Origin of the sequence: Octadecabacter dasysiphoniae (genome assembly GCF_021532615.1) — a bacterium.
GTDB classification, from domain to species: Bacteria; Pseudomonadota; Alphaproteobacteria; order Rhodobacterales; family Rhodobacteraceae; genus Octadecabacter; species Octadecabacter dasysiphoniae.
On sequence record NZ_JAKGAQ010000003.1, the window covers coordinates 56,480 to 79,990 of the forward strand.

General features: G+C 57.4%; 23 protein-coding genes. 14 read left to right on the forward strand and 9 right to left on the reverse strand.

Annotated features, from left to right (window positions below; genetic code table 11):
- The first annotated feature begins 76 nt into the window (after positions 1–76).
- From L0664_RS12600 to L0664_RS12610, 3 genes are all read left to right on the forward strand, one after another.
- Positions 77–673 (forward strand): TetR/AcrR family transcriptional regulator, encoded by a 597-nt coding sequence (locus tag L0664_RS12600; protein ID WP_235226243.1) that lies wholly within the window; start codon positions 77–79, stop codon positions 671–673.
- Between the two features lie 77 nt (positions 674–750).
- On the forward strand, positions 751–1,695 hold the full coding sequence (locus L0664_RS12605) for an NAD(P)-dependent oxidoreductase (protein ID WP_235226244.1): 945 nt from the start codon (positions 751–753) through the stop codon (positions 1,693–1,695).
- 57 nt (positions 1,696–1,752) lie between these two features.
- A complete protein-coding gene (locus L0664_RS12610; RefSeq protein WP_235226245.1) occupies positions 1,753–2,235 on the forward strand; it encodes a hypothetical protein in 483 nt (160 codons plus the stop codon).
- A 1-nt stretch (position 2,236) separates the two neighbouring features.
- Here the strand turns inward: L0664_RS12610 and L0664_RS12615 are convergent, their stop codons facing one another.
- Genes L0664_RS12615 through L0664_RS12625 form a run of 3 tightly spaced genes read right to left on the reverse strand, consistent with a single transcriptional unit; the run spans position 2,237 to position 5,254 of the window.
- The gene (locus L0664_RS12615; protein WP_235226246.1) at positions 2,237–2,833 is read right to left on the reverse strand and encodes a TadE/TadG family type IV pilus assembly protein; all 597 of its coding nucleotides are present in this window, start codon (positions 2,831–2,833) and stop codon (positions 2,237–2,239) included.
- A 1-nt stretch (position 2,834) separates the two neighbouring features.
- Complete coding sequence (locus tag L0664_RS12620; RefSeq protein WP_235226247.1) at positions 2,835–3,401, reverse strand: TadE/TadG family type IV pilus assembly protein; 567 nt, start codon at positions 3,399–3,401, stop codon at positions 2,835–2,837.
- Between the two features lie 11 nt (positions 3,402–3,412).
- Complete coding sequence (locus L0664_RS12625; RefSeq protein WP_235226248.1) at positions 3,413–5,254, reverse strand: TadE/TadG family type IV pilus assembly protein; 1,842 nt, start codon at positions 5,252–5,254, stop codon at positions 3,413–3,415.
- Between the two features lie 350 nt (positions 5,255–5,604).
- Here L0664_RS12625 and L0664_RS12630 point away from each other — a divergent pair, with 350 nt between their 5' ends.
- Positions 5,605–7,047 carry a Glu/Leu/Phe/Val family dehydrogenase gene (locus L0664_RS12630; RefSeq protein ID WP_235226249.1) on the forward strand — a complete coding sequence of 481 codons (1,443 nt, stop codon included), beginning with the start codon at positions 5,605–5,607 and terminating at the stop codon, positions 7,045–7,047.
- A 93-nt stretch (positions 7,048–7,140) separates the two neighbouring features.
- Here the strand turns inward: L0664_RS12630 and L0664_RS12635 are convergent, their stop codons facing one another.
- Complete coding sequence (locus L0664_RS12635) at positions 7,141–7,926, reverse strand: C13 family peptidase (protein WP_235226250.1); 786 nt, start codon at positions 7,924–7,926, stop codon at positions 7,141–7,143.
- Positions 7,927–8,093: 167 nt separating this feature from the next.
- Between L0664_RS12635 and L0664_RS12640 the strand changes: the two genes are divergently transcribed.
- Genes L0664_RS12640 through L0664_RS12655 form a run of 4 tightly spaced genes read left to right on the forward strand, consistent with a single transcriptional unit; the run spans position 8,094 to position 13,094 of the window.
- The gene (locus tag L0664_RS12640; RefSeq protein WP_235226251.1) at positions 8,094–9,347 is read left to right on the forward strand and encodes a sarcosine oxidase subunit beta family protein; all 1,254 of its coding nucleotides are present in this window, start codon (positions 8,094–8,096) and stop codon (positions 9,345–9,347) included.
- A gap of 9 nt (positions 9,348–9,356) precedes the next feature.
- Positions 9,357–9,620, forward strand: a complete 264-nt coding sequence (locus L0664_RS12645; protein WP_235226252.1) for a sarcosine oxidase subunit delta — start codon at positions 9,357–9,359, stop codon at positions 9,618–9,620.
- A complete protein-coding gene (locus L0664_RS12650) occupies positions 9,617–12,556 on the forward strand; it encodes a sarcosine oxidase subunit alpha family protein (RefSeq protein WP_235226253.1) in 2,940 nt (979 codons plus the stop codon). Before L0664_RS12645 ends, L0664_RS12650 begins: the two co-directional genes overlap by 4 nt.
- On the forward strand, positions 12,549–13,094 hold the full coding sequence (locus tag L0664_RS12655; protein WP_235226254.1) for a sarcosine oxidase subunit gamma: 546 nt from the start codon (positions 12,549–12,551) through the stop codon (positions 13,092–13,094). Before L0664_RS12650 ends, L0664_RS12655 begins: the two co-directional genes overlap by 8 nt.
- Here the strand turns inward: L0664_RS12655 and L0664_RS12660 are convergent.
- The 4 genes from L0664_RS12660 to choX all read right to left on the reverse strand — a co-directional run bounded on the left by L0664_RS12660 (position 13,091) and on the right by choX (position 16,772).
- Positions 13,091–13,819: a leucine-rich repeat domain-containing protein gene (locus L0664_RS12660; RefSeq protein WP_235226255.1), complete on the reverse strand. Its 729-nt coding sequence runs from the start codon at positions 13,817–13,819 to the stop codon at positions 13,091–13,093. The two genes, L0664_RS12655 and L0664_RS12660, sit on opposite strands and share 4 nt — an antisense overlap.
- 66 nt (positions 13,820–13,885) lie before the next feature.
- Positions 13,886–14,935: a choline ABC transporter ATP-binding protein gene (gene choV, locus L0664_RS12665; protein ID WP_235226256.1), complete on the reverse strand. Its 1,050-nt coding sequence runs from the start codon at positions 14,933–14,935 to the stop codon at positions 13,886–13,888.
- Complete coding sequence (gene choW / locus L0664_RS12670; protein WP_235226257.1) at positions 14,935–15,768, reverse strand: choline ABC transporter permease subunit; 834 nt, start codon at positions 15,766–15,768, stop codon at positions 14,935–14,937. The genes choV and choW overlap by 1 nt, the downstream gene beginning before the upstream one ends.
- Positions 15,769–15,836: 68 nt before the next feature.
- Positions 15,837–16,772 (reverse strand): choline ABC transporter substrate-binding protein, encoded by a 936-nt coding sequence (gene choX, locus L0664_RS12675; RefSeq protein WP_235226258.1) that lies wholly within the window; start codon positions 16,770–16,772, stop codon positions 15,837–15,839.
- An 84-nt stretch (positions 16,773–16,856) separates the two neighbouring features.
- Here choX and betI point away from each other — a divergent pair, with 84 nt between their 5' ends.
- From betI to L0664_RS12705, 6 genes are all read left to right on the forward strand, one after another.
- On the forward strand, positions 16,857–17,432 hold the full coding sequence (betI, locus tag L0664_RS12680; protein ID WP_235226623.1) for a choline-binding transcriptional repressor BetI: 576 nt from the start codon (positions 16,857–16,859) through the stop codon (positions 17,430–17,432).
- Positions 17,429–18,937, forward strand: coding sequence for a choline-sulfatase (gene betC / locus L0664_RS12685; RefSeq protein WP_235226259.1), 1,509 nt, complete (start codon positions 17,429–17,431; stop codon positions 18,935–18,937). The genes betI and betC overlap by 4 nt, the downstream gene beginning before the upstream one ends.
- Position 18,938: 1 nt before the next feature.
- The gene (betB, locus tag L0664_RS12690) at positions 18,939–20,396 is read left to right on the forward strand and encodes a betaine-aldehyde dehydrogenase (RefSeq protein WP_235226260.1); all 1,458 of its coding nucleotides are present in this window, start codon (positions 18,939–18,941) and stop codon (positions 20,394–20,396) included.
- Positions 20,397–22,040: a choline dehydrogenase gene (gene betA, locus L0664_RS12695; protein ID WP_235226261.1), complete on the forward strand. Its 1,644-nt coding sequence runs from the start codon at positions 20,397–20,399 to the stop codon at positions 22,038–22,040.
- A gap of 54 nt (positions 22,041–22,094) precedes the next feature.
- On the forward strand, positions 22,095–22,748 hold the full coding sequence (locus L0664_RS12700; RefSeq protein WP_235226262.1) for a thermonuclease family protein: 654 nt from the start codon (positions 22,095–22,097) through the stop codon (positions 22,746–22,748).
- A 74-nt stretch (positions 22,749–22,822) separates the two neighbouring features.
- Positions 22,823–23,059, forward strand: coding sequence for a YdcH family protein (locus L0664_RS12705; RefSeq protein ID WP_235226263.1), 237 nt, complete (start codon positions 22,823–22,825; stop codon positions 23,057–23,059).
- Here the strand turns inward: L0664_RS12705 and L0664_RS12710 are convergent.
- Positions 23,056–23,511, reverse strand: a complete 456-nt coding sequence (locus L0664_RS12710; protein WP_235226264.1) for a CoxG family protein — start codon at positions 23,509–23,511, stop codon at positions 23,056–23,058. The two genes, L0664_RS12705 and L0664_RS12710, sit on opposite strands and share 4 nt — an antisense overlap.

Below are 23,511 nucleotides of genomic sequence, written 5' to 3' on the forward strand. Positions count from 1 at the left end.
GACGTTGTGGCGGGCAAGGTATGGGATTGTGCGTGCGGGGCTTTTCAAATGAACGCGCGTTCAGTTAAATAGCGTAATGGCGCGCAAAACCGGATCACATGGGGATATTACAGGCCCGAAAGTGCGCGAAGTGGCGTTGCATCTGATTGCGCGCCACGGGTTTGCCGCCGTTTCGATGCGCCAGATTGCGGCCGATGTCGGTGTGCAGGCGGGGGCGCTGTACCGCTATACCCCTGACAAACAAACACTGCTGTTTGAACTGATGCGCGATCATATGGATGCGCTGTTGGCGGCACGTGCGGCGCGGGGCGAAGCGCGTAACGTATTGGACAGGCTGGATGATTTCACGCGGTTTCATATCCGGTTCCATTCTGAACGCCCCGATGCGGTGTTTGTTTCCTATATGGAATTGCGCAATCTAACGCCCGATAATTTCACCAAACTTGAGGGGCTGCGCCGCACATACGAAGACCAGCTTGAGGCGATATTAAAGGACGGTGTTGCGGCGGGTGTGTTTGCGGTGCGCGACACCAAGATCACCACGCTGGCGATCATTGCGATGCTGACGGGTTTGACCACGTGGTATCGCGATGGCGGGCGATTGCCGCTGGACGAGATTGAGCGGATTTACATCGATATGGTGCACGGGGCTGTTGGTATGGCCCAAGGCTAATTTTCGAGCCGTGTCGCGAATGGGGCAGACGGGTCGTTTGCTGCGCCCAAAGTTGGGGCCAAACGGGGAGAGTTTTCATGAAAGTCGGATTTGTAGGTTTGGGATCGGTGGGCGCAAAGCTGGCCGGATCGGTATTGCGCAACGGGTTTGATTTGGCTGTCCATGATCTGGACGCTGATGCGGTTGCGGGTTTCGTGGCGCGCGGGGCGCAGGATGGCGGATCGCCTGCGGGATTGATGGATATGTGTGATGTGGTCATCACCTGCCTGCCATCCCCCGCCGCTTGTTCAGCGGTGGTCGAGGCGATGTTGCCCAGCGTGCGGGCCGGCAAAATCTGGCTTGAGATGTCGACCACGGACGCGGACGAGGTGCAGCGGTTGGCCAAAGCCGTGCAGGCTGCGGGCGGCATGGCCGTGGATTGCCCTGTGTCGGGCGGATGCCACCGCGCGGCGACCGGCAATATTTCGATCTTTGCGGGATGTGATCGCGCCACATTTGAAGCGGTATTGCCGATTTTGACGACACTGGGGCGGCGCGTTTTGCACACCGGGCCTATCGGGTCGGCCAGCACGCTAAAGGTGATGACGAATTATCTGGCGACGGCGAACCTGCTGAGCGTGTGCGAGGCGATGGTGACGATGAAGGCGGCGGGCATGGACATGGCCACGACCTATGAGGCGATCAAGATTTCCAGCGGCACGTCGTTTGTCCATGAAACCGAAAGTCAGGTGATTTTGAACGGCAGCCGCAACATCGGGTTTTCCATGGGGCTTGTGAAAAAGGATATTGGGTTGTTTCAGCAGATAGCCGAAGATCATGATGTGCCGCTTGAAATCAGCCCGATGATGGTGAAAATCTTTGAAGAGGGGATCGCGCGGTACGGGTTTGATGCGCAATCTGACGACATCATCAAACGCCTTGAGGAGCCCACAGGGCTGAGTATTACAGCGCCCGGTTTCCCGCCCGAGATGATCGATGATGAACCCGAAGAACCCGGTTACGAGGTCACGCCGCCGCGCTAGGCGCTTTTCAAGGGGCGGTTGATTGGCTAGAGGGGGCGCAACCAAAGGGCGGATTTGATGCAAGATGATGATGTGATTGCGACACTACAGGCGTCTGTAATGCGTCGCTTGTTCGCTTATGGGGCGGTCTTTGCCCTTGGGGCTTTGTTGATATTGCTCGCGTTTGTGCAGCCGCCCGCGCAGGGCTGGCAGTTGTTTTTGATTGCTTTGGGGGCGGGGACGCTGGTTGTGGCGGAACGGCTGCGCCGTGCAACATTGCTGGGCATTGTTCTGACGGAAACCGAAGTGCGCGATACGGCGGGGCAAGTTTTGACCACGCTGGACAATATCCGGTCCGTTGATCGGGGCGCGTTCGCGTTCAAGCCATCAAACGGATTTGTGCTGCGGCTGCATGAAAGAGCCCCGAGAGTGTGGGCACCGGGGCTGTGGTGGCGGTTTGCCACGCGGATCGGTGTTGGCGGTGTGACCCCGGCGGGTCCGGCCAAATACATGGCCGAACAAATTGCATTGCGCATCACCGAACGCCGGATGGGCGGCTGAATTAGCTGCCAATCGGGCAGATACGGCCCGCATAGGTGCTGTTGTGGCTATAACAGAGACCTTGCCCGATACGGGGGCGGGTGAAGATCATGTCTTCGAATGTGAAATCGCCCAGACCGATTGTAAACTTCGGCACATAATCGACCGACGTTTGCACCACGATCAGACGTTCCAGATCCGGCATGACGGGGATTTCATCGCGGTCGATGCCGATTTCGCTGAGTTCGCCCCAATCCACATCAGAGCCGCCCCCTTTGGCGCGTGACCAGACCACACGGTATGTATCATCCTCCGTGGTGTACTGGATAACGCTGACCCGTAGGCGGGTCAGGTTCGGGGAACTTGTCAAAAAGCGGTGCAAGGTCCAGGAATTGATCATGTAGGTGTTGTTGATCATGTCGGATTCACGGCTGAAGGCGTCAGAGATTGTATAGTTGGCCTTCAGATTGATCGCCTGGTTTCTGTAGGCGTCAAAGAACACGAACGTCGCCAGAACAGCCGCAAACAAGGTGGGGAGCATGATCACCGCTTCTGCGATGATACTGCCGTCTTCCTCGCGTCGGAAACGACGCAGTTTTGTTTTGAGATAAGTCAGCATATCAGACAGGCTCCATCACGAAGGCGGTTGTGGACACGAGCGGGTAGAAGCCATCGGTGCGCATCCTTGACAGGAAATACCCCAAGGCAAATTCCGGCAGCATCGGTGTAAACAATCCGCAGGCCCGCACGATCATCATTTCGTTTGGTGTACCGTTGACGAAATTACGCGCAGGCAAAAAGGGTTGGGCCACATCGGTGCACGAGGCTTCGCGGGGCATTGCCGACGCGCCGACGCTGGACTGGTCCCACATGTTCACGGACACCATTTCAAGGCGTACTTTCGTCATGCAGTCGTCACCCAACAAACCTGCACCGTTGCAGACCATGCGTTTGAATTCCGTCTCGTCGATGGGGACGCCTGTGTTCAGACGCACATCACGCACCGCAATATCAACGCCGCGTTCCATCATCACATGGCGCGTCATCAACAGGCCCAGTTCGAACCCCGAGACGGTGATGACCATAAAGGGCATGAACACCAACACGAACTCGATCGATGGGCCGCCGTCCTCCTTGCGGCGAAACAGCCGCAGGAACTTTCCAATCGTTTTGATCCCGAACATCATATCAGTGATCCTTATTGTGTTAGCTTCAGGGCGCGAATGTCAGTGGCAATCGCAGAGAAGGCGTCAGAGATGTCCGTTCCGTCCACGTCGAAGTAGTGGCTGGGCGAACTTGCGCAGTCTTGCAGGGCCGTGCGGCCACCTGATGGCGCTTCGAAGGCAACGGTGTAGATAATGATGCCATAATCGCGCGCCGCCTGGCAGATGCTGGACAGTCGTGTGTCCGCCTCTGAACCGGCCACGACACTGAAATCAATGGCGCTATCAGGGGACGAGAAATCGGTCTCGGCCCAGCTGTTGTCGCTCCATGGGATGTAGTAGTGGTTGTACGGTTTGTTGAGGTACGTGTTGTTGATCTTGTTGTACGTGCGATCCGCATACAAATCCTGCCACGTCGCATTGTAGACGTCGTTTTCAAAACGCACACCAAGACGGCCGTTTTCGATTTCTTTGTCTTCGGCTTCGTCATCTGTGTCGCTGGCATCAGCCGTGTACGTTGCGGTGATGGAGTCGGCGTAGACATAATCGGACTGGCTGGAGAATCCGTTTGGAAAGCGCTGGGCCCGCGAAGAGGAGCCGTAGCCTGTCCAGTAGAACCAGTCATCCCAACGGTAATCAGGTGTGGATTCACCGCTGTATTGGATCGACGTGCGGTTTGATGGCACTTCGTGCAGCGGCTGCATTTCATATTCACGGTTGAACCATACGGTCGACAAACCGGATTTGAACGGTTCGACAAGATCCCATTGTTGCGTGTTCTGACCATCTGTCATCAAAACGACGACCTTCAGCACATCCGGCTGTGTATTCGGGTACGGACGACCCGCAGCGAGGGCAGGGACACCTGTGCCGGATTTCCCGGCAAGGCTTGTGATGATTTCTTGCGTGCTGGGGTCGAGCAGGCCGACAGCCCACTTCATCCCCATATCAATGGCCGTGTTACCGTAAGGTTCAAGATCATTGATCGCGGTGTGCAAGGCGACTTCATCTGTGGATGCCACAATGATCGAGTTGCGATCCCCGGTGTAACACCAAGCATAATCATCGCTGAACGGTGTGCTGCTGCTGCCACCGTAAGAGAAGTGCGACACGTGGTCATAGGTTGCCGACAAATTCAGGTCGGTCGCCGAGAATTCAGTGTCATCAAACAACGGGCACGTGGAATAAGAATGCGTGCGGTTGATGTTGAGGAATGGCGTGATGTCTGAACCCGGATTCACAACGGCACTATATGGAATCATGGAAATTGTGATCAGGCCTTGGGGCGCGTCAGTATTGTTTGCCAACACAGTGGTGACAAAGTCGCGGGCCGCAGGGCGCAGGTTTGTGATCCGGCTGTTGCTGAGCATCGAGCTCGACACGTCAAGAACCAGAGAGATTTCAACGTCGGACACGCGTTCTTCGGCAGTAGATGTGCCGCTGACGGTAAGCGCGGTCGCACCCGGTCCCCGATCAGGGAGCAGGAAGTTTGGCAAATCAAAGAAGAACGTCGGAATTTCGGCAGAGGCGTTTGCGGTGACGATGCGGTAGTTGATGCCTTCGTCAACAATCGGGGTGCCTTGCAAGAACCGGGTCATGTCAGTTTTTTCAAAGTAGTCGAGAACAACTGCAGCTGGCGAAATTGTTTGATCAAGGTCAGCCGCGGCCAAAGTGGCGCGGTCCAATGTGCCCTGCAACTTTGCGCGGGTCGTTTCAAAACGCATGAGGTCGACGGCCATTCCGGCCAACGCCAGAATAAGCACCAACATGAACAACGAGAAGATGATCATGCCACCTTCTTCGTCCCGCCGAAACCGCCGGATGTGGGCGCAGGTTGTTTTCGTATCGGCCAATGTTTTCGTCAGCAATCGTTTCATTTTAACCTTCCCAGACAAGTCGCGGAGCACGGATGGCGCAAGACGGACCTATCGCTTCAATCGACGATGCTTAGACCATCCGTGGATGGCAGAATTAGGGCGAAATGAGGCGAGAGTTCGTTAACGTGATGCCATTTTGGCAACGATATCGGGCAATCGGGGGGGATTGTGCGGCGGCTTGCGACAATGGACAGAGTTACCCACAAAACGAGGCGCGGCGGGGTAACCATAGTCCTTAACGAAATCTGCACATTTTTTCATCATTTCGATACCTGAGCCACGAATCGTGTTTAGCTGGCCCATGATCGCCGTGTTTGCGCGGCGGAATTGGTGTCTAGAAAGGACTTCCTATGAGCAATTCAAACGCAACCGCTTCTGAACCGTCGTTTCGTGAAAGCGTTGATATCATGTTCAACCGTGCTGTGGCCCTGATGGATCTGCCGCCCGGTCTGGAAGAAAAGATACGCGTTTGTAATGCGACTTATACTGTGCGGTTCGGCGTGCGTTTGCGTGGTAAGATTGAAACGTTCACGGGATACCGGTCTGTCCATTCCGAACATATGGAACCTGTAAAAGGCGGTATTCGTTTTTCCCTTGGCGTTAACCAAAACGAGGTTGAAGCACTGGCCGCGCTGATGAGCTATAAATGTGCCTTGGTGGAAACGCCGTTCGGGGGATCAAAGGGCGGTTTGTGCATTGATCCGCGCGAATGGGACGAAGACGAGATGGAGCGGATCACCCGCCGTTTTGCGTATGAGCTGATCAAACGCGACCTGATCAATCCGTCCCAGAACGTACCTGCGCCGGACATGGGCACCGGCGAGCGCGAGATGGCGTGGATGGCTGATCAGTACAAACGCATGAACACAACCGACATCAATGGCGCGGCCTGTGTGACGGGCAAACCGATCAATGCGGGCGGTATTCAGGGCCGTGTTGAGGCGACGGGCCGCGGCGTTCAATATGCGCTGCACGAATTTTTCCGCCACCCCGAAGATATGAAAGCCGCTGGTCTGAAGGGCACGCTGGATGGCAAACGGGTTATTGTGCAGGGCCTTGGTAATGTGGGTTATCACGCGGCCAAGTTCCTGAGCGAAGAAGACGGCAGCTTGATCACCGGTATCATCGAACGCGATGGTGCGTTGGTTGATGATGGCGGCGTTGACGTTGAAGCGGTGCACAAATGGATATCCAAACATGGCGGCGTCAAAGGATTTCCCGGTGCCACATATGTTGAAAACGGTGCCGAAATTCTTGAAAAAGATTGCGACATCCTGATCCCTGCCGCGCTGGAAGGGGTCATCAACATGAGCAATGCGGCAAACGTAAAAGCGCCGTTGATCATCGAGGCGGCGAACGGGCCTGTCACGGCTGGCGCGGACGAGGTTCTGCGTGAAAAGGGCTGCGTCATCATCCCGGATATGTATGCCAATGCCGGTGGTGTGACCGTGTCCTATTTCGAATGGGTCAAAAACCTGAGCCACATCCGGTTTGGCCGGATGCAGCGCCGCCAAGAAGAAGCACGCCATGAATTGATTGTCGGCGAATTGCAGCGCTTGTCCGAACATTTGGGTGATCAATGGTCGATGACGCCGAACTTCAAACAGAAATATCTGCGCGGAGCGGGTGAGCTGGAACTGGTGCGCTCAGGCCTCGATGACACGATGCGTACGGCCTATCAGGCGATGCGCGAGGTTTGGCACAGCCGTGATGACGTCCATGATCTGCGCACGGCGGCCTATCTGGTCTCGATCGGTCGCGTGGCAAGCAGCTACAAAGCCAAAGGGCTTTAACGGACTGGCGGTTGGGTCGGCCAAAATCCGTCAGGATTTTGGCCCCCCGCCCGCCGCAGGCGAAAGAGGCCCGCAGCGGGCTTTGCGTCCGTGCTACATTGCGCTTGTGGTCCAGGTGCTGCGCATATTCGCGCCGACAAACCGCTGCGGGTTTGACGCTGGATATCCGTTCGCGGCTTCATCTGCAGCGACCAGCGCGCGGGTTCGCGCAAAGATCTGTTCCCATGACCCACCTTGCGCGCCGACCTCGAGCATGGCGCGGTTCAGCGATCTGATGAACCACGTGTTGTCGCTTTCGGGGTTGCAGCCAAAGGACGATCTGTCGGCGGATGCCGCTGTCATGATGATACGGTTGGGCGAACGTAATTCATCAATCAATGATCCGGAAAAACAGGCCTGAAGGATCAGGATTTGGCGGTCGTTGGCCAACGGCGCGAGAAATTCGGCCAATGTATCTGCTGAAACGGCAGATACGGGGCCGTTTGGCTGTGTTTTGACGGCCATGAGGTCGGGCGATCCGTGTGATGTCAGCATGACCACGACCGTGTCGCGCCCATCGACAGCCTGTGCGGCCATCTCGACGAGTTCAGATTGCATCACGGCCGGATCGGGCGTGGACAGGCGCGATGAGGTGAAGCCGAAGGCGTCTATATCGGCCGGGGCGCCGTAGACATTGGCGAAGGTGCGGTTGAATGTCACCACGTCGCGATCAAAGACAGGATCGGCAAACATGCCCCAACTGAAGACGAAATTGCGTGCCTGCGGCAGGGCCGTGGATGCAGAGGTGTCTGTTCCCCCCTGATCGGCGGTCGGGACTGTCATGCAGGCTTGCAGCAAGGCGCCACACAGGGCGGCGGTGATCAGACGAAAACGGGTCATGGACATTCCTTCATACACTTTGGTGCAAACCTACGGCATGTGCGCGTCAGGTAAATAGGCAACATCGCGACCGCGCCGCCGGTCGCTGCCAGCCCTGCTATTGTCGAAATGCGGCATTGCGGTCAGCCGCGGCTTGGATAGGCTGGCGCCAAGCAAAGGGACATCCGATGGGTTACTCCGCATTAAAAATTTTCAAAGAAGGTTTGTTTGGCCAAAAAGGGTGGAAGCCCGTCTGGCGAAACCCCGAACCGAAAGCCGAATATGACGTGATCATTATCGGCGGGGGCGGGCATGGATTGTCGACCGCTTATTACCTTGCCAAGGAACACGGGATCACCAATGTCGCCGTGCTGGAAAAAGGGTATTTGGGGGGCGGAAATGTAGGCCGTAACACCACAATCGTGCGGGCCAATTACGCCCTTCCGGGAAATTCGGAATTCTATTCCCATTCGTTGAAATTGTGGGAAGGGATGGAGCAGGACCTGAATTACAACACGATGATGTCGCAGCGTGGCGTCATCAATCTGTTTCATTCAGACGGGCAACGCGACGCCTTTGCGCGCCGTGGCAATGCGATGATCAATCAGGGCGATGATGCGATCCTGCTGGATCGCGATGGGGTGCGTGACCTCGTGCCGCTGATTGATTTCGACAATGTGCGCTTTCCGATTTACGGCGGGCTGTATCATCCACGCGGTGGCACGGCGCGCCATGATGCGGTGGCGTGGGGATATGCGCGCGGGGCCGATCAGCGCGGTGTCGATCTGATCCAGAACTGTGAAGTGACAGGCATCGACATCGAAGGTGGCGTTGTCAAAGGCGTGCAAACCAGCCGCGGTGCGATCCGCGCCAAGAAGGTCGCGATTGTCGTCGCTGGGCGATCCAGCCAAGTCGCCGAAATGGCGGGCATGCGCCTGCCGATCGAAAGCCATATTTTACAGGCGTTCGTCACCGAGGGGATCAAACCGATCCTTGATCAGGTCATCAGCTTTGGGATGGGCCATTTTTATATCAGCCAGTCCGACAAGGGCGGTTTGGTGTTTGGCGGCGATCTGGATTTCTATGCATCCTACGCGGCGCGGGGCAATTTGCCGATGATGGAACATGTCATGGAGGCGGGCATGACGTTGATGCCGTCCATCGCCAAGGCAAGGGTTTTGCGCAGTTGGGGCGGTATTATGGATATGTCATCGGATGGATCACCCATTATCGATAAGACCGAGACAGAGGGCCTCTATCTGAATTGCGGCTGGTGTTACGGCGGGTTCAAGGCTGTGCCGGGGTCCGGGTTTTCCTATGCACATTTGATTGCCAAAGACATGCATCACGAACCGGCCAGTCAATTCCGCCTTGATCGTTTCCGGACGGGCCGTGGCCTTATGGATGAAGAGGGCACGGGCTCTCAACACAATCTACACTAGGATCTGGAAATGCGTTTGCCATGCCCCCTTTGCGGTGATCGGGACCGCCGCGAATTTTATTATCAAGGCCATGCTGTGGCGCTGGATCGTCCGGCGCGTGATGCGGGTGATGGCGCGTGGGATGATTATCTGCACAACCGCGACAACATCGCCGGTGAGGTGCGTGACCTGTGGCATCACGAGGCTGGCTGCGGCGCGTGGATTGAAGTGACGCGCAACACGGTGACCCATGTGGTTTCGGGCGCCAGACTTGTTCGGGGGACGGCGAAATGAGGATCGCGGGTAAGGGGCTGAATGCAGGCGGCGCGCCTGTTTCGTTTTCGTTTGACGGGACGATCTATGAAGGGCGCGAGGGGGATACTTTGGCCGCCGCGTTGCTCGCCAATGACGTGCGCCTTGTGGGGCGGTCTTTCAAATATCACCGCCCGCGCGGGATTTTGACCGCCGGATCCGAGGAACCCAATGCATTGGTGACGCTGGGCACGCATGCGGCGCAAGACCCCAACATTCGCGCCACGACGCAGGAATTATATGACGGGTTGGCCGCGCGGTCCCAGAATGCGTGGCCGTCGCTGAAACGTGACGCCATGGCGGTGAACGACCTGATGTCGCCGTTTCTAAGTGCCGGATTTTATTACAAAACCTTCATGTGGCCCAAATCGTTCTGGGAAAAGGTGTATGAGCCTATCATTCGCCGCGCGGCGGGCCTTGGCGCGATTTCGGGGGTGACCAACGAGGACACGTACGAAAAGGCGTTTGCCCATTGTGACGTGCTGGTGATTGGTGCGGGGCCTGCGGGTTTGATGGCGGCGTTGGTTGCGGCGCAGGCGGGCGCGGATGTGATTTTGGCCGACGAAGACAGCCGCATGGGCGGGCGATTGTTGGCCGAAACTTACAGCGTTGACGGACGCGAAGGTGCGGATTGGGCCGCTGATATTGTTGCGCGCCTGATGGCGATGGACAATGTGCGTTTGATGACCCGCACGACCATAACAGGGGCCTATGATCAAGGCACGTTTGGCGCGTTGGAACGGGTAACCCACCACACCGCGGCGACGCAGGCCCCGCGTGAATGTTTCTGGCGGATCGTGGCGAAACGATCGATCCTGTGTGCTGGTGCGTTGGAACGCCCGATTGCGTTTCCCAACAACGACCGCCCGGGCATCATGACAGCGGGGGCGGTGCGCGCCTATCTGAACCGCTGGGGCGTCGCGCCGGGTAAATCCGTTACGATTTTTGCCAACAACGACGATGCGCACCGCACGGCCGTTGATCTGGTTGAGGCGGGGGTGAAGGTTGCCGGTGTTATCGACAGCCGCGCGGATGTGCAGGCGCTGGGCGATTATCCGATCTTTACGAACGGTAAAGTCGTGGGCACGAAGGGGCGGCTTGGCCTTGAAAGCATCACGGTGCAGCACAGTGGCGGCACACGCGACATCCGCACGGATTGTCTGGCAATGTCGGGGGGCTGGAATCCGACGGTACACCTGACGTGCCATATGAACGGGCGGCCAACGTGGAACGACGACATCCTGAGCTTTGTGCCCACGGACGGTGCCATACCAGACATGACGGTTGCAGGTGCGGCGCGGGGTGTGTTTTCGACCCACGGCTGTCTTGAAGACGGGATCGCAGCCGCGCGGGCGGTTGTTGATACGTTGGGGCTGGATGCTGTGGCGGTTGATACGCCATCCGCGGATGACAGCGCGTACCGGATTGAACCGCTGTGGCAGGTTGAAGGAAAGGGGCGCAAATGGCTCGACTTTCAGAACGATGTGCATGTGAAAGACATCAAGCTGGCCGCACAAGAGAATTTCCGCAGCGTTGAGCATATGAAACGCTATACCACGCAAGGCATGGCGACGGATCAGGGCAAGAATTCCAATGTTGCTGCGCTTGCCGTGTTGGCCGATGCGACGGGGCGCGGCATCCCTGAAACGGGCACGACGACCTTCCGGCCACCGTATGCGCCAGTGTCGATTGCCGCCATGGGGGCCGGGGCGCAGGGCCACGGATTTGCGCCCGAACGCCACATGACATCGCATCAAGCCACGTTGGATCGCGGCGCGCCGATGATCGAAGCAGGCCTTTGGTATCGCCCCAGCTATTTCCCCAAACAGGGTGAAACAACGTGGTTGGAAAGCTGTAATCGCGAAGTGGGCATGGTGCGCAATACGGTTGGCATTTGTGACGTCAGCACGCTGGGCAAGATTGATATTCAGGGGCCGGATGCGGCGGCGTTTCTTGATTTTGTCTATTGCAACACGTTTTCCACGCTTAAGGAATACCGCGTGCGGTACGGTTTGATGTTGCGCGAAGACGGGCATGTGATGGATGACGGCACGACCGCACGGTTGGGGGCCAATCATTATGTGATGACCACCACGACGGCTGCGGCAGGCCAGGTGATGAAGCATCTTGATTGGGTGTCACAGGCATTGCGCCCCGATCTGGATGTGCGGTTTGCGTCCGTCACCGAACAATGGGCGCAGTTTGCTGTGGCGGGGCCCAAGTCGCGCGATCTTTTGAACACCGTGCTGGACGCTGACATTGACGGCGAAAGCTGGCCGTTCATGGCCTGTGGCGATGTGTCTATCGGGGGCATTGTGGGCCGTTTGTTCCGCATTTCGTTTTCGGGGGAACATGCCTATGAGGTCTCGGTGCCTGCGCGGTTTGGTGCATCGCTGTTTCGCCAACTTTGCGCGCAGGCGGAGGCCATGGGCGGTGGCGTTTACGGGATGGAAGCGCTGAACGTGCTGCGGATCGAAAAGGGGTTCATCACCCATTCGGAAATCCACGGGCGGGTGAGCGCATTCGACATCGGTTTTGGCCGGATGGTGAGCCAGAAAAAAGATTGCATCGGCAATGCGGCGTCCCAAAGGCCGGGCCTGTTAGAGGCAGAGCGCGAGCAGCTTGTGGGGTTCAAACCTGTTGATAAGGCTGAAAAATTAACCGCTGGTGCGCATTTGTTTGTTGAGGGTGCGGATGCGGTGCGCCTGAACGATCAGGGCTATGTGACGTCCGTGTGCCATTCGCCCACCTTGGGCCATGATCTGGCGTTGGGGTTCTTGCGCGACGGGGCGAACCGTCATGGCGAAACCGTCATGATGGTTGATCATTTGCGCGGCGTGAAAACCCTGTGTGAGGTGTGCCATCCGGTGTTCTTTGACCCCGACAACACCCGCGCAAAGGAGACGTCCAATGGCTAGGTTGATCGCAAACACCCCCTGCGCGGGGTTGCTGCCAAAAACAATCGGCAGCGTGTCCTTGTCCGAAGTAGACGCCGGAGTTGTGACATTGGTTGCGCCATTTAACGGGCAGCAAAAGGCCGTGTCTGATGCGTTGAAATCTGCGATTGGGGTCGGATTTGTGGCGCCCAACCGGTGCGTTGGAACATCGCCAAGGGTGATGTGGTGCGGCATGGGGCAGGCGTTGGTTATGGGCGTCGATTGCCCTGATTTGCCCGCGCAATGTGTCGATCATTCAGATGCTTGGGCGATTGTGCGCATTGACGGGGCGGGGGCGGATGCCGTTCTTGCCCGCCTGACGCCGATTGATCTGCGCGCGAGTGTGTTCAAGAAAGGCCACACCGCCCGCACGTTGATCGGGCATATGACGGGCGGCATCACGCGGCTTGGGGCGCAGTCGTTTGAGGTTATGGTGATGCGATCCATGGCGGCGACACTGGTGCATGAACTGGTGCAAGCCGCAGAGAATATGGATGCGCGGGCTGGGTTGTCTGCCTAGCAGATGACGACAACCACTTCGGGTATTTCATCAACCTGCACGCCCTTTGCGCGCAGTGCGTCAACCACGACCATCTGACGATCCGTCAAACGTGTCGGAGTGATGGACACCACCCGCAGATTGGGAATGGTCAGCAGTGCGGAAATATCTTCGGGCAATTGCGCCATTTCCAGATCGAGCCGGGATAGGGACGGATGGCCGATCAGGGCGGCCATGCTGGAAATTTTTGAACTTGTCAGGCTGAGGCCGTCAAGATTGATCAAAGACGCGACAAAATCCATATCGCCAACAGAATTTCCGCCCAAGGCCAATTCTGTCAGCGGGGTCAGATTGCCAATGGGTGAAAGGTCGCTGGCCTCTGTGCTCCATTGCAGGTGCAAGATGTCGAGGTTTTCAAAAGCCGCCAAACCCGACAAGTCCGAAACCTGGGTTGAGGAGATGTGCAGTTCTCGCAATTGGGTCATTGGCGCGATGTCATTCAGGTCTAAAAAGTCTGTCCAGCTCATGCGTAGGGCTTGGACATGGTCGAGGTCCGCCAACATCGAAAAATCGTCAAGATCGCCGCGATCAATATTGAGCAGTTTGCACCTTTCCATGATGCAGTCCGTCAATTTGGCTTCGGTGGCCAGGATGCGTTGTTCAGCGGGTGAGGCCGCATTGATCGCAGGCTGACAGCCGATCAGAAACGCGATGGCGGTGGTTGGCAGCAAAAACCGAAATGACATAAACAATTTCCTATCGAACATTCAAAAGACCGCCGCTGCGTGCGCGTTTGCGTAGGTGCGGCGCGCTTATCCTTCCGATTTCGGACTAATCTTAGCGAGAACGGATTTCTGCGTGATGTGTCCCAACGATTTGCCGTTGTGCACGACCGACAGTGTGCCGAATTCGTCCAATCGATCAATCACATCCGCCACGGGGGTTTCCGCATCGACGGGTTCCGAACTGGGTTTCGCCCTCCATCCTGCGGGGTTTTCGGGGGCGTCATCTGTCATCACATCACGCGCGCGCAGAACACCAAGCGGGTTCATATTGGCCACGAAATCAGCGACATAGCCGTTGGACGGGTTGCTGAAAATATCGCGGGGCGTGCCGCATTGCACGATGCGCCCGCCTTCCATAATCGCGATGCGGTTGCCGATTTTGAACGCTTCATCAAGGTCGTGGGACACAAAGATAATCGTGCGGTTCAGCCGTTTTTGCAGATCAAGCAGTTCGTCCTGCAGGCGGGTTCGGATCAGCGGATCAAGGGCGCTGAACGGTTCATCCATCAGCAGGATCGGCGCATCGGTCACAAAGGCACGGGCAAGCCCGACGCGCTGTTGCATCCCGCCCGACAATTCCCCGACAAGGGCCGTTGCGCGATCTGACAGGCCGACGAGTTCAAGCTGTTCATCGACTTTCTGTGTGCGTTCAACCTTGGACATGCCGCCGAGTTCAAGGCCCAGCCCGACGTTGTCGCGCACGGTGCGCCACGGCAGCAGACCGAATTGTTGAAACACCATCGACACACATTCACGGCGCAAGCGGCGTAAATCGGGTGCGGGGGCCGCGCCGACATCGCACGACCAATCGCCATCGTGCACCGTGACGCCGCCGCGCACGACGGGGTTCAATCCGTTGACGGCCCGCAGCAGGGTTGATTTGCCAGAGCCCGACAGACCCATCAGCACAAGAATTTCGCCCGCTTCCACATCAAGAGAGCAGTTGTGAACGCCCAAAACCTGCCCCGTGGCTTTCTGGATTTCGGTGCGATCCTTGCCCGCGTCCATCATCGGCAAGGCGGTTTCGGGTTTGTTACCAAAGACGATGGATACGTTTTTGAATTCAACAGCTTTCATTATTTTGACCCCACGCGCAGCATACGATCCAACATGATCGCGACAACGACGATGACCAGCCCGGATTCAAACCCCTTGGCGGCGTTCACTGTGTTCAACGCGCGCACCACCGGCACGCCCAATCCGTCCGCACCGACCAGCGCGGCGATGACCACCATCGACAGTGATAACATGATCGTCTGGTTCAGGCCCGCCATGATCTGGGGCAGGGCCGAGGGCAGTTCAACCTTGAGAAGTTTTTGCCGTTTTGTTGCGCCGAATGCGTCCGCGGCCTCTAGAAGTTCTGTGGGGGTCGAGGACACGCCGAGCTGTGTCAGGCGGATCGGTGCGGGCAGCACGAAGATAACCGTCGCGACCAATCCGGGCACCATGCCGATGCCAAAAAACACAATGGCCGGAATGAGATAAACGAATGTGGGCAGGGTTTGCATTAGGTCCAGAACGGGGCGCATCCATGCGTATAATCGCGGCCGGTGGGCGGCGGCGATGCCAATGGGAACGCCGACCCCCATGCAAACCACGCAGGCCGACAAAACAAGTGTCAGGCTTTCGGTGGTTTCTTCCCAGTAGTCCTGATTGAGGATGAACAAAAATCCGGCTGCGATGAACAGGCAGGTTTTCCAGCTGCGTTGCAGCACCCAAGTGAGGGCGACGAAGGCCGCGATGACGAACAAAGGGTGCGGTGTTTGAAGCAGCCATAAGATGCCGTCGATCAGGGCTTCCATGGCGTCGGCCATGCCGTCGAAAAACACGCGGCCTTTCTTTTCGAGCCAGTCAAATCCGGCCTCGGCCACATCACCTACGGGGATTTTGTTGTCTGTCAGCCAGTTCACGTGTCTCTCCTGTCGCCCAAGTAAAAAGGGCCGCCCCATCCGGCGGCCCTTTCAAGTCCATTGCGGGTTTACATGCCCAAGGCTGTTCTTACGGCCTGTTCAGCGTCGCCGCCATCCATCGTTGTGACGCCGTCCAGCCAGCTGACGACAAAATCGGTGTTGGCGGCCATCCATGCGGTTGCGGCCTCGTCCGGGTCCATACCGTCGTTCAGGATTGCGCCCATGATTTCATTTTCCATCGCGAGGGAAAATTCAAGGTTGGTAAGCAGCGCGCCCACGTTCGGGCAGGCGTCAACGTAGCCGGCGGATGTGTTTGTGAACACTGTCGCACCGCCAAGATCGGGGCCAAACCAATCATCGCCACCTTCAAGATAGGTCATGTCGTAGTTGGCGTTCATCGGGTGGGGTTCCCAACCGAGGAAAACAACAGGTTCGTCGCGTTCGGACGCGCGGCCGACTTGGGCCAACATGCCTGCTTCGGACGATTCGACAACTTCGATGGCGTCCGCGTCCAGCCCGAATGCGCCGGATTCAATCATGTCGATGATCAAACGGTTGCCGTCATTGCCAGCCTCAATGCCGTAGATTTTGCCTTCAAGGGCGTCGGCGTTGGCTGCGATCGCATCAAAGCTGGTGATGCCAAGGGCCGCACCGGCTGCGTTTGTGGCCAGCGTATATTTCGCGCCTTCAAGGTTTGCGCGCACGGTGTCGACGGTGCCTGCTTCGCGGTAGGCGGCAATGTCGCCTTCCATTGTTGGCATCCAGTTGCCCAAGAACACATCGATGTCGCCTTCCGCCATGGACGAATACGTCACTGGAACGGAAAGAACTTTGATGTCTGTTTCATAACCGAGTGCCTGTAGAACCACTGTTGTGGCGGCGGTTGTCGCGGTGATGTCTGTCCAGCCTACGTCAGAAAATGTGACTGTGCCGCAGTTTGCGTGACCGTCGGCGGCGGCCGCAGATGCCGCACAAATGGCGAGGATTGAGATCGTGGATTTCATGAATAGTCTCCCGGTTGGCTTTTGTTGATTGACGAGTCAATAAAGAACAAATTATCTTCGCTTGGCAACAGCTGCGAGGAAATGATGCCAAAGCTTGGAATGGAGCCTATACGCCGCGCGGCTTTGGTTAAAGCCACCATTGACGTGATCGGGGCCCAAGGATCTTTGGATGTGACTGTCAGCCAAATCGCCAAACAGGCGGGCATGTCATCGGCCTTGGCGCACCATTATTTTGGCGGCAAAGACCAGATTTTTCTGGCGGCGATGCATCAGATCTTGCGCGATTTCGGCGCAGAGGTGAGATCCGCATTGCGGGCGGCGCGCACGCCGCGTGCCCGCGCTGAAGCGTTGATTTCAGCGTCTTTTGCGCCGTCGTGTTTTGACCCAGCCACGGTTTCCGCTTGGATGACGTTGTACGCACAGGCCACGACCCAGCCCGACATGCACCGTCTGTTGTTGCTGTATCAGCGCCGTTTGCAATCAAATCTGACCCACGCGCTGCGGCCCTTGTCACTGTCCCCGATTGAGGATGCGGCGACCTTGGGCGCCTTGATTGACGGATTATATTTGCGCGCAGCATTGGCGCGCAACACCGACCCTGCAACGGCCCACGCAACGGCAATGCGCGCGCTGGACCGCTTGACCGGAGCAAACACATGACCAAGCCAAACATCCTGATTATTATGGTTGATCAGTTGAACGGAACGCTGTTTCCCGATGGTCCTGCCGATTGGCTGCATGCGCCGAATTTGAAAAAGCTGGCGGCGAAATCGACGCGTTTCAAAAATGCCTACACGGCGTCGCCACTGTGCGCGCCGGGCCGTGCGTCATTTATGTCCGGTCAATTGCCCAGTCGCACGCAGGTCTATGATAACGCAGCAGAATTTGCGTCTTCTATCCCGACCTACGCGCACCATTTGCGCCGTGCGGGGTATCAGACGTGCCTGTCGGGCAAGATGCATTTTGTAGGCCCCGACCAGCTTCACGGGTTCGAGGAACGCCTGACGACCGACATCTACCCACCCGATTTTGGCTGGACGCCCGATTATCGCAAACCGGGTGAGCGGATTGATTGGTGGTATCACAATATGGGGTCGGTGACGGGCGCGGGTGTGGCTGAAATCACCAATCAAATGGAGTACGACGACGAGGTTTGCTACAACGCGACCCGTAAATTGTATGATCTGTCGCGCGGGCACGATGCGCGCCCTTGGTGTTTGACGGTATCGTTCACGCACCCCCATGATCCGTACGTTGCGCGCCAGAAATACTGGGATTTGTATGAGGATTGCGAACATTCGATGCCCGAGGTCGGCCCGATGACCTACGCTGAACATGATGCGCATTCCCAGCGGATTCTTGACGCGAATGATCACGAGAATTTCGACATCACCGAAGATCAGGTGCGCCGTGCGCGCCGTGCCTATTTCGCGAATATTTCCTACCTTGATGATAAAGTAGGGGAGGTGTTGCAGACCCTGGAAGACACCCGACAAGACGCCACAATCCTGTTTGTGTCCGATCACGGCGATATGCTGGGGGATCGCGGACTGTGGTTCAAAATGTCGTTTTACGAAGGGTCCGCGCGGGTGCCGTTTATGGTGTGTTCGCCTGATATGGAGCCGGGATTGATCGAAACGCCCGTATCCAACATCGACGTGACGCCGACGCTGTGTGATCTGGCTGGCGTGTCCATGGACGAGGTGATGCCATGGACCGAAGGCATGTCCCTCAAGCCGCTTGGCAATGGCGTAAAGCGCACCGAACCGGTGGCGATGGAATACGCCGCCGAAGGGTCTTACAGCCCGTTGGTATGCCTTCGGTATGGCAAATGGAAATACACGCGCTGCTTGATCGATCCAGATCAGTTATTTGATATGGACGCCGACCCGCACGAGCAAAACAACCTTGCAAATGTTGCAAAACATCAAGGCACTTTGGACCAATTGCGCGCCAAATCCGAAGCGCGCTGGGATTTGGCGGCCTATGATGCGGCTGTTCGCGAAAGTCAGGCCCGCCGCTGGGTGGTGTATGAGGCTTTGCGCAACGGGGACTACTTCCCTTGGGATCACCAGCCCCTTCAAAAAGCATCAGAACGCTATATGCGCAATCACATGGACCTCAATGTTCTTGAGGAAAATCAACGCTTTCCGAGAGGTGAATAACATGCCCTACGACATTCAGCCTACCGCCAGCCATTTTATTGATGGCCAGTACGTCGAAGACAAAAACGGCACGCCGATCCCTGTGATTTGCCCTGTGTCCGAGGAACAGATCGCGGTTGTTTATGGCGCAACGCCCGCGATCATTGATCAAGCGCTGGCGGCGGCCAAACGCGCGCAAGGTGCGTGGGCGGCGATGACGGGAACCGAACGTGGCCGTGTGCTGCGCCGCGCCGCTGACCTGATCCGCGACCGCAATTATGACCTGAGCGTGCTAGAGACCAATGACACGGGCAAGCCGCTGCAAGAAACGCTGGTGGCTGATGCCACTTCGGCGGCAGATGCGTTGGAATATTTTGGCGGTCTGGCGGGCAGCTTGACCGGAGAGCATATCCAATTGGGCGAGGATTTCGTGTATACCCGCCGCGAAGCGCTGGGTGTTTGCGTTGGTATTGGTGCGTGGAATTACCCGACCCAGATCGCTGCGTGGAAGGGTGCGCCTGCGCTGGCGTGTGGCAATGCGATGGTGTTCAAACCGTCCGAAACCACACCGCTGTGTGCGTTGAAGGTTGCGGAAATCTTGCACGAAGCGGGCGCACCTGCGGGCATTTACAACGTGATCCAAGGCATGGGCGAGGTTGGCCACGCGCTGATCACGGATCCGCGTGTGGACAAGGTTTCGCTGACGGGGTCGGTGCCGACGGGGCGCAAGGTTTATGCGGCGGCCGCCGAAGGAATTCGCCATGTGACCATGGAGTTGGGCGGCAAATCCCCGATTGTGATTTTCGATGATGCGGACCTTGAAGACGCTGTTGGGGGTGCCATTTTGGGCAACTTCTACAGCTCGGGTCAGGTGTGTTCGAACGGGACGCGGGTGTTCGTGCAATCGGGCATCAAAGACGCATTTTTGACCCGGCTGAGCGAGCGTTTGAAAGACGTCAAAATGGGCGATCCTCTGGATGAAGCGGTTAATTTTGGGCCACTTGTGTCGCAGCGCCAACTAGAGATCGTTCAGGGCTTCATCGCGAAAGGCATCAAAGACGGTGCGCGTCTGGTGGCCGGTGGGCAGCGTGAGGGTGACACAGGATATTACCTGCAACCTACTGTTTTTGCGGATGTAACTGATGACATGACCATCGCCACGGATGAGATTTTTGGCCCTGTCTTAAGTGTTCTTGATTTTGACGATGAGGCGGACGTTTTGGCGCGTGCCAATGCCACGGACTTTGGCCTTGCGGCGGGCGTGTTTACCAATGACCTGAACCGCGCGCATCGTATGGTCGCGGGGTTTGAGGCGGGGACATGTTACATCAACACTTACAACCTTGCCCCGGTTGAGGCCCCGTTCGGCGGATCAAAATTGTCCGGTGTGGGGCGCGAAAATTCAAAGGCGGCGATTGAGCATTATAGCCAGTTGAAATCCGTTTATGTGGGCATGGCCCCGGTTGAGGCGCCGTTCTAGATGCAGTCAGAGTACGTAATTGTCGGTGCGGGCAGTGGTGGTTGTGCCATGGCGTATCGTTTGGCCGAAGCCGGCAAATCCGTGATCGTGATCGAAACCGGCGGGACAGATATTGGCCCACTGATCAACATGCCTGCCGCGCTGTCCTATCCGATGTCGATGGCCCGGTATGACTGGGGTTATAAAACCGAACCCGAGCCGCATTTGGGCGGGCGCAATCTGGCCGTGCCGCGCGGCAAGGTCCTTGGTGGATCGTCGTCGATCAACGGGATGATCTACGTGCGCGGCCATGCGCGTGATTTCGATCATTGGGCCGAACAAGGCGCGGACGGGTGGGCCTACGCCGACGTGCTGCCCTACTACAAGCGGATGGAAGACTGGCACGATGGCGGGCGCGGCGGTGATGCGGATTGGCGCGGCAAAGGCGGGCCACTGCACGTTACGCGCGGGCCGGGGACCAACCCGCTGACACGCGCATTTATCAAGGCAGGCGGGCAGGCGGGGTACCAACTGACGCCCGATTATAACGGCGAGCAACAAGAAGGGTTCGGCCCGTTTGACGCTACGATCTGGCAGGGCAAACGCTGGTCTGCGGCGTCGGCCTATTTGCGCCCGGCACAGGCGACGGGCAATTGCGAGGTGGTGCAGGGCACAGCTGCGAAAGTTGTGATCGAAAATGGGCGCGCTGTCGGGGTTGAACTGACAGATGGTCAAGTGATCCGCGCCACGTCCGAAGTGATCATTGCCGCATCCGCAATCAATTCGCCCAAGCTGTTGATGTTGTCGGGGATCGGCCCTGCCCCGCATCTTGCGGAACATGGGATTGAGGTGATTGCCGATCGTGCTGGCGTTGGACAAAACCTTCAGGATCATCTTGAATTGTACGTCCAGATGGCGGGCAAGGGGCGCCATTCGCTTTATAAATATTGGCATTTACTGGCGAAGGCGTGGGTGGGCGCGCGGTGGCTGTTCACAAAATCCGGGATCGGGGCGTCCAACCAGTTTGAGGCGGCGGGGTTTATCCGCTCCAAGGCCGGATTGGATTATCCCGATATCCAGTTCCATTTCCTGCCGATTGCAGTGCGTTACGACGGCAAAGGTGCGCGCGAAGGGTTTCAGGCGCATGTTGGCCCGATGCGGTCCAAATCGCGCGGCGCGGTGACGTTGACGTCGGCCGATCCGAACGCTGCACCGCGTATCTTTTTCAACTACATGTCGCACCCTGATGACTGGGACGAATTTCGCACCTGCATCCGCCTCACCCGTGAGATTTTTGCCCAAGATGCCTTTGCGCGATACCGCGGAGATGAGCTGATCCCCGGGGCTGGCGCGCAGACAGATGCCGAGTTGGATGAAACCATCCGCGAGCACACCGAAAGCGCGTACCATCCCTGTGGCACCTGCAAAATGGGCCGCGCCGATGATCCCGATGCCGTGGTTGACCCCATGGGGCGCGTAATTGGTGTTGATGGTTTGCGGGTTGCGGACAGTTCGATTTTTCCACGCATCACCAACGGTAACCTTAACGCGCCGTCGATTATGGTGGGTGAAAAGATCGCGGATTGCGTGCTGGGGAAGGCCCCGTTGGCGCCCAGCAATGACGCGCCGTGGATACATCCGCAGTGGGAAACCGCGCAGCGTTAACTGCTCGGGAAACTAATGCTTGATCCGAAGGGCTGTTAACAATTAGTTAGCGGAATGTTCCGTTTGATATCCCTTATTTTGTGCCTCGCGTCGCCTGTCATGGCCGATGTAGCGGGCGTTGTGCGCGTCATTGACGGCGATACGTTTGATGTGGGGGATGCCCGTGTGCGCATACATGGCATCGATGCCCCCGAAGTCGATCAGACGTGCACGTCCGATCAGCGGGGCGAATGGGCGTGCGGGGCGTTCGTGCGTGATGAGGTCCGTCGCCGGTATCAAGGGACCACCGCAACCTGCCAACAGATGGATGTGGATCGCTATGGACGCATCATCGGTAAGTGTTTTGTAAACGGGCAGGACGTCGGCGAAGCGATCGTGAACGATGGATTGGCCGAAGCCTATCGTCGCTATTCAATGGACTACGATTTGGCTGAAAAGGCCGCGCAAGTTACGGGCGCTGGCCTATGGGCGAGCGAGATGCAAGCCCCGGCCGCGTTTCGTGCACAGCAACGCACATCCAGCCCAGACAGCGCAGCGCCGTCCGCTAACTGTTTCATAAAAGGTAATATTTCCGGTTCAGGCCAGATTTATCACATGCCGCACAATCGCGATTACGACAACACCCGCATCAACGAAGCCAACGGAGAACGCTGGTTTTGTTCCGAAGCCGAGGCCCGTGCGGCAGGGTGGCGTGCGGCACGAAATTGATAGGCTTTGATCAAGATCAAAGCGGTCGGGTCCGCAAGGTTGCTATATTCGTATCGTAGCAAACGGAGGATTATATGTCGCACACGCCCCATGAACTGGCCGAAGAATTTCCTGAACACCTGGACGCCATGTCAGCGCTTCGCACCACCGACGCGCATTTTGCAAAACTCGCGGATCAGTACCACGACGTGAACCGCGCCATTCACCGTGCAGAAACGGATGTGGAACCCACGGACGATGCGCATTTGCAGCAGATGCGCAAAGAGCGCATTGGCCTGAAAGATCAGATTTGGGCGGCGCTGCGCGCTTAGGCGGTTTCGTCTTTGCCTTCGACAACGCCTTGAAAATTCTCAAAAAACTGGTCCGCCATCTTTTTGGCGAACCCGCCCACGATGCGGCTGCCAAGTTGGGCCAGTTTACCGCCAACCTTCGCGTCCACGTGATATGTAAGCTCGGTGCCGTCTTCGACATCGGCGAGGGCGACGTTGGCCGCGCCTTTGGCAAAACCAGCGACGCCGCCTTTGCCTTCGCCGATGATACGATAGCTGTTGGGTGCGTCGACGTCTTGGAGGGTCACAGCCCCTTTGAACGTCGCCTTAACGGGGCCGACTTTTTGTTTCACGACCGCTTCGAACCCGTCTTCGGGTGATCCTGTCAGTTCCTCGCAGCCCGGAATGCAGGCCTTAAGGGTTTCGGCGCTGTTCAGATGTGCCCAAACCGTGGCGCGATCCGCTGCGATGATGCGTGTGCCTTCTAATTCCAT

Coding starts and splice junctions, on each gene's coding strand:
- L0664_RS12620 (WP_235226247.1), bottom strand. CDS start 3,401: ATGATGTTCGGGATCAAAACGATTGGAAAGTTCCTGCGGCTGTTTCGC.
- L0664_RS12610 (WP_235226245.1), top strand. CDS start 1,753: ATGCAAGATGATGATGTGATTGCGACACTACAGGCGTCTGTAATGCGT.
- L0664_RS12710 (WP_235226264.1), bottom strand. CDS start 23,511: ATGGAATTAGAAGGCACACGCATCATCGCAGCGGATCGCGCCACGGTT.
- L0664_RS12615 (WP_235226246.1), bottom strand. CDS start 2,833: ATGCTGACTTATCTCAAAACAAAACTGCGTCGTTTCCGACGCGAGGAA.
- betA (WP_235226261.1), top strand. CDS start 20,397: ATGCAGTCAGAGTACGTAATTGTCGGTGCGGGCAGTGGTGGTTGTGCC.
- betC (WP_235226259.1), top strand. CDS start 17,429: ATGACCAAGCCAAACATCCTGATTATTATGGTTGATCAGTTGAACGGA.
- L0664_RS12655 (WP_235226254.1), top strand. CDS start 12,549: ATGGCTAGGTTGATCGCAAACACCCCCTGCGCGGGGTTGCTGCCAAAA.
- L0664_RS12660 (WP_235226255.1), bottom strand. CDS start 13,819: ATGTCATTTCGGTTTTTGCTGCCAACCACCGCCATCGCGTTTCTGATC.
- L0664_RS12705 (WP_235226263.1), top strand. CDS start 22,823: ATGTCGCACACGCCCCATGAACTGGCCGAAGAATTTCCTGAACACCTG.
- L0664_RS12635 (WP_235226250.1), bottom strand. CDS start 7,926: ATGACCCGTTTTCGTCTGATCACCGCCGCCCTGTGTGGCGCCTTGCTG.
- betB (WP_235226260.1), top strand. CDS start 18,939: ATGCCCTACGACATTCAGCCTACCGCCAGCCATTTTATTGATGGCCAG.
- choV (WP_235226256.1), bottom strand. CDS start 14,935: ATGAAAGCTGTTGAATTCAAAAACGTATCCATCGTCTTTGGTAACAAA.
- betI (WP_235226623.1), top strand. CDS start 16,857: ATGCCAAAGCTTGGAATGGAGCCTATACGCCGCGCGGCTTTGGTTAAA.
- L0664_RS12650 (WP_235226253.1), top strand. CDS start 9,617: ATGAGGATCGCGGGTAAGGGGCTGAATGCAGGCGGCGCGCCTGTTTCG.
- L0664_RS12625 (WP_235226248.1), bottom strand. CDS start 5,254: ATGAAACGATTGCTGACGAAAACATTGGCCGATACGAAAACAACCTGC.
- L0664_RS12605 (WP_235226244.1), top strand. CDS start 751: ATGAAAGTCGGATTTGTAGGTTTGGGATCGGTGGGCGCAAAGCTGGCC.
- L0664_RS12700 (WP_235226262.1), top strand. CDS start 22,095: ATGTTCCGTTTGATATCCCTTATTTTGTGCCTCGCGTCGCCTGTCATG.
- L0664_RS12600 (WP_235226243.1), top strand. CDS start 77: ATGGCGCGCAAAACCGGATCACATGGGGATATTACAGGCCCGAAAGTG.
- L0664_RS12640 (WP_235226251.1), top strand. CDS start 8,094: ATGGGTTACTCCGCATTAAAAATTTTCAAAGAAGGTTTGTTTGGCCAA.
- choX (WP_235226258.1), bottom strand. CDS start 16,772: ATGAAATCCACGATCTCAATCCTCGCCATTTGTGCGGCATCTGCGGCC.
- L0664_RS12645 (WP_235226252.1), top strand. CDS start 9,357: ATGCGTTTGCCATGCCCCCTTTGCGGTGATCGGGACCGCCGCGAATTT.
- L0664_RS12630 (WP_235226249.1), top strand. CDS start 5,605: ATGAGCAATTCAAACGCAACCGCTTCTGAACCGTCGTTTCGTGAAAGC.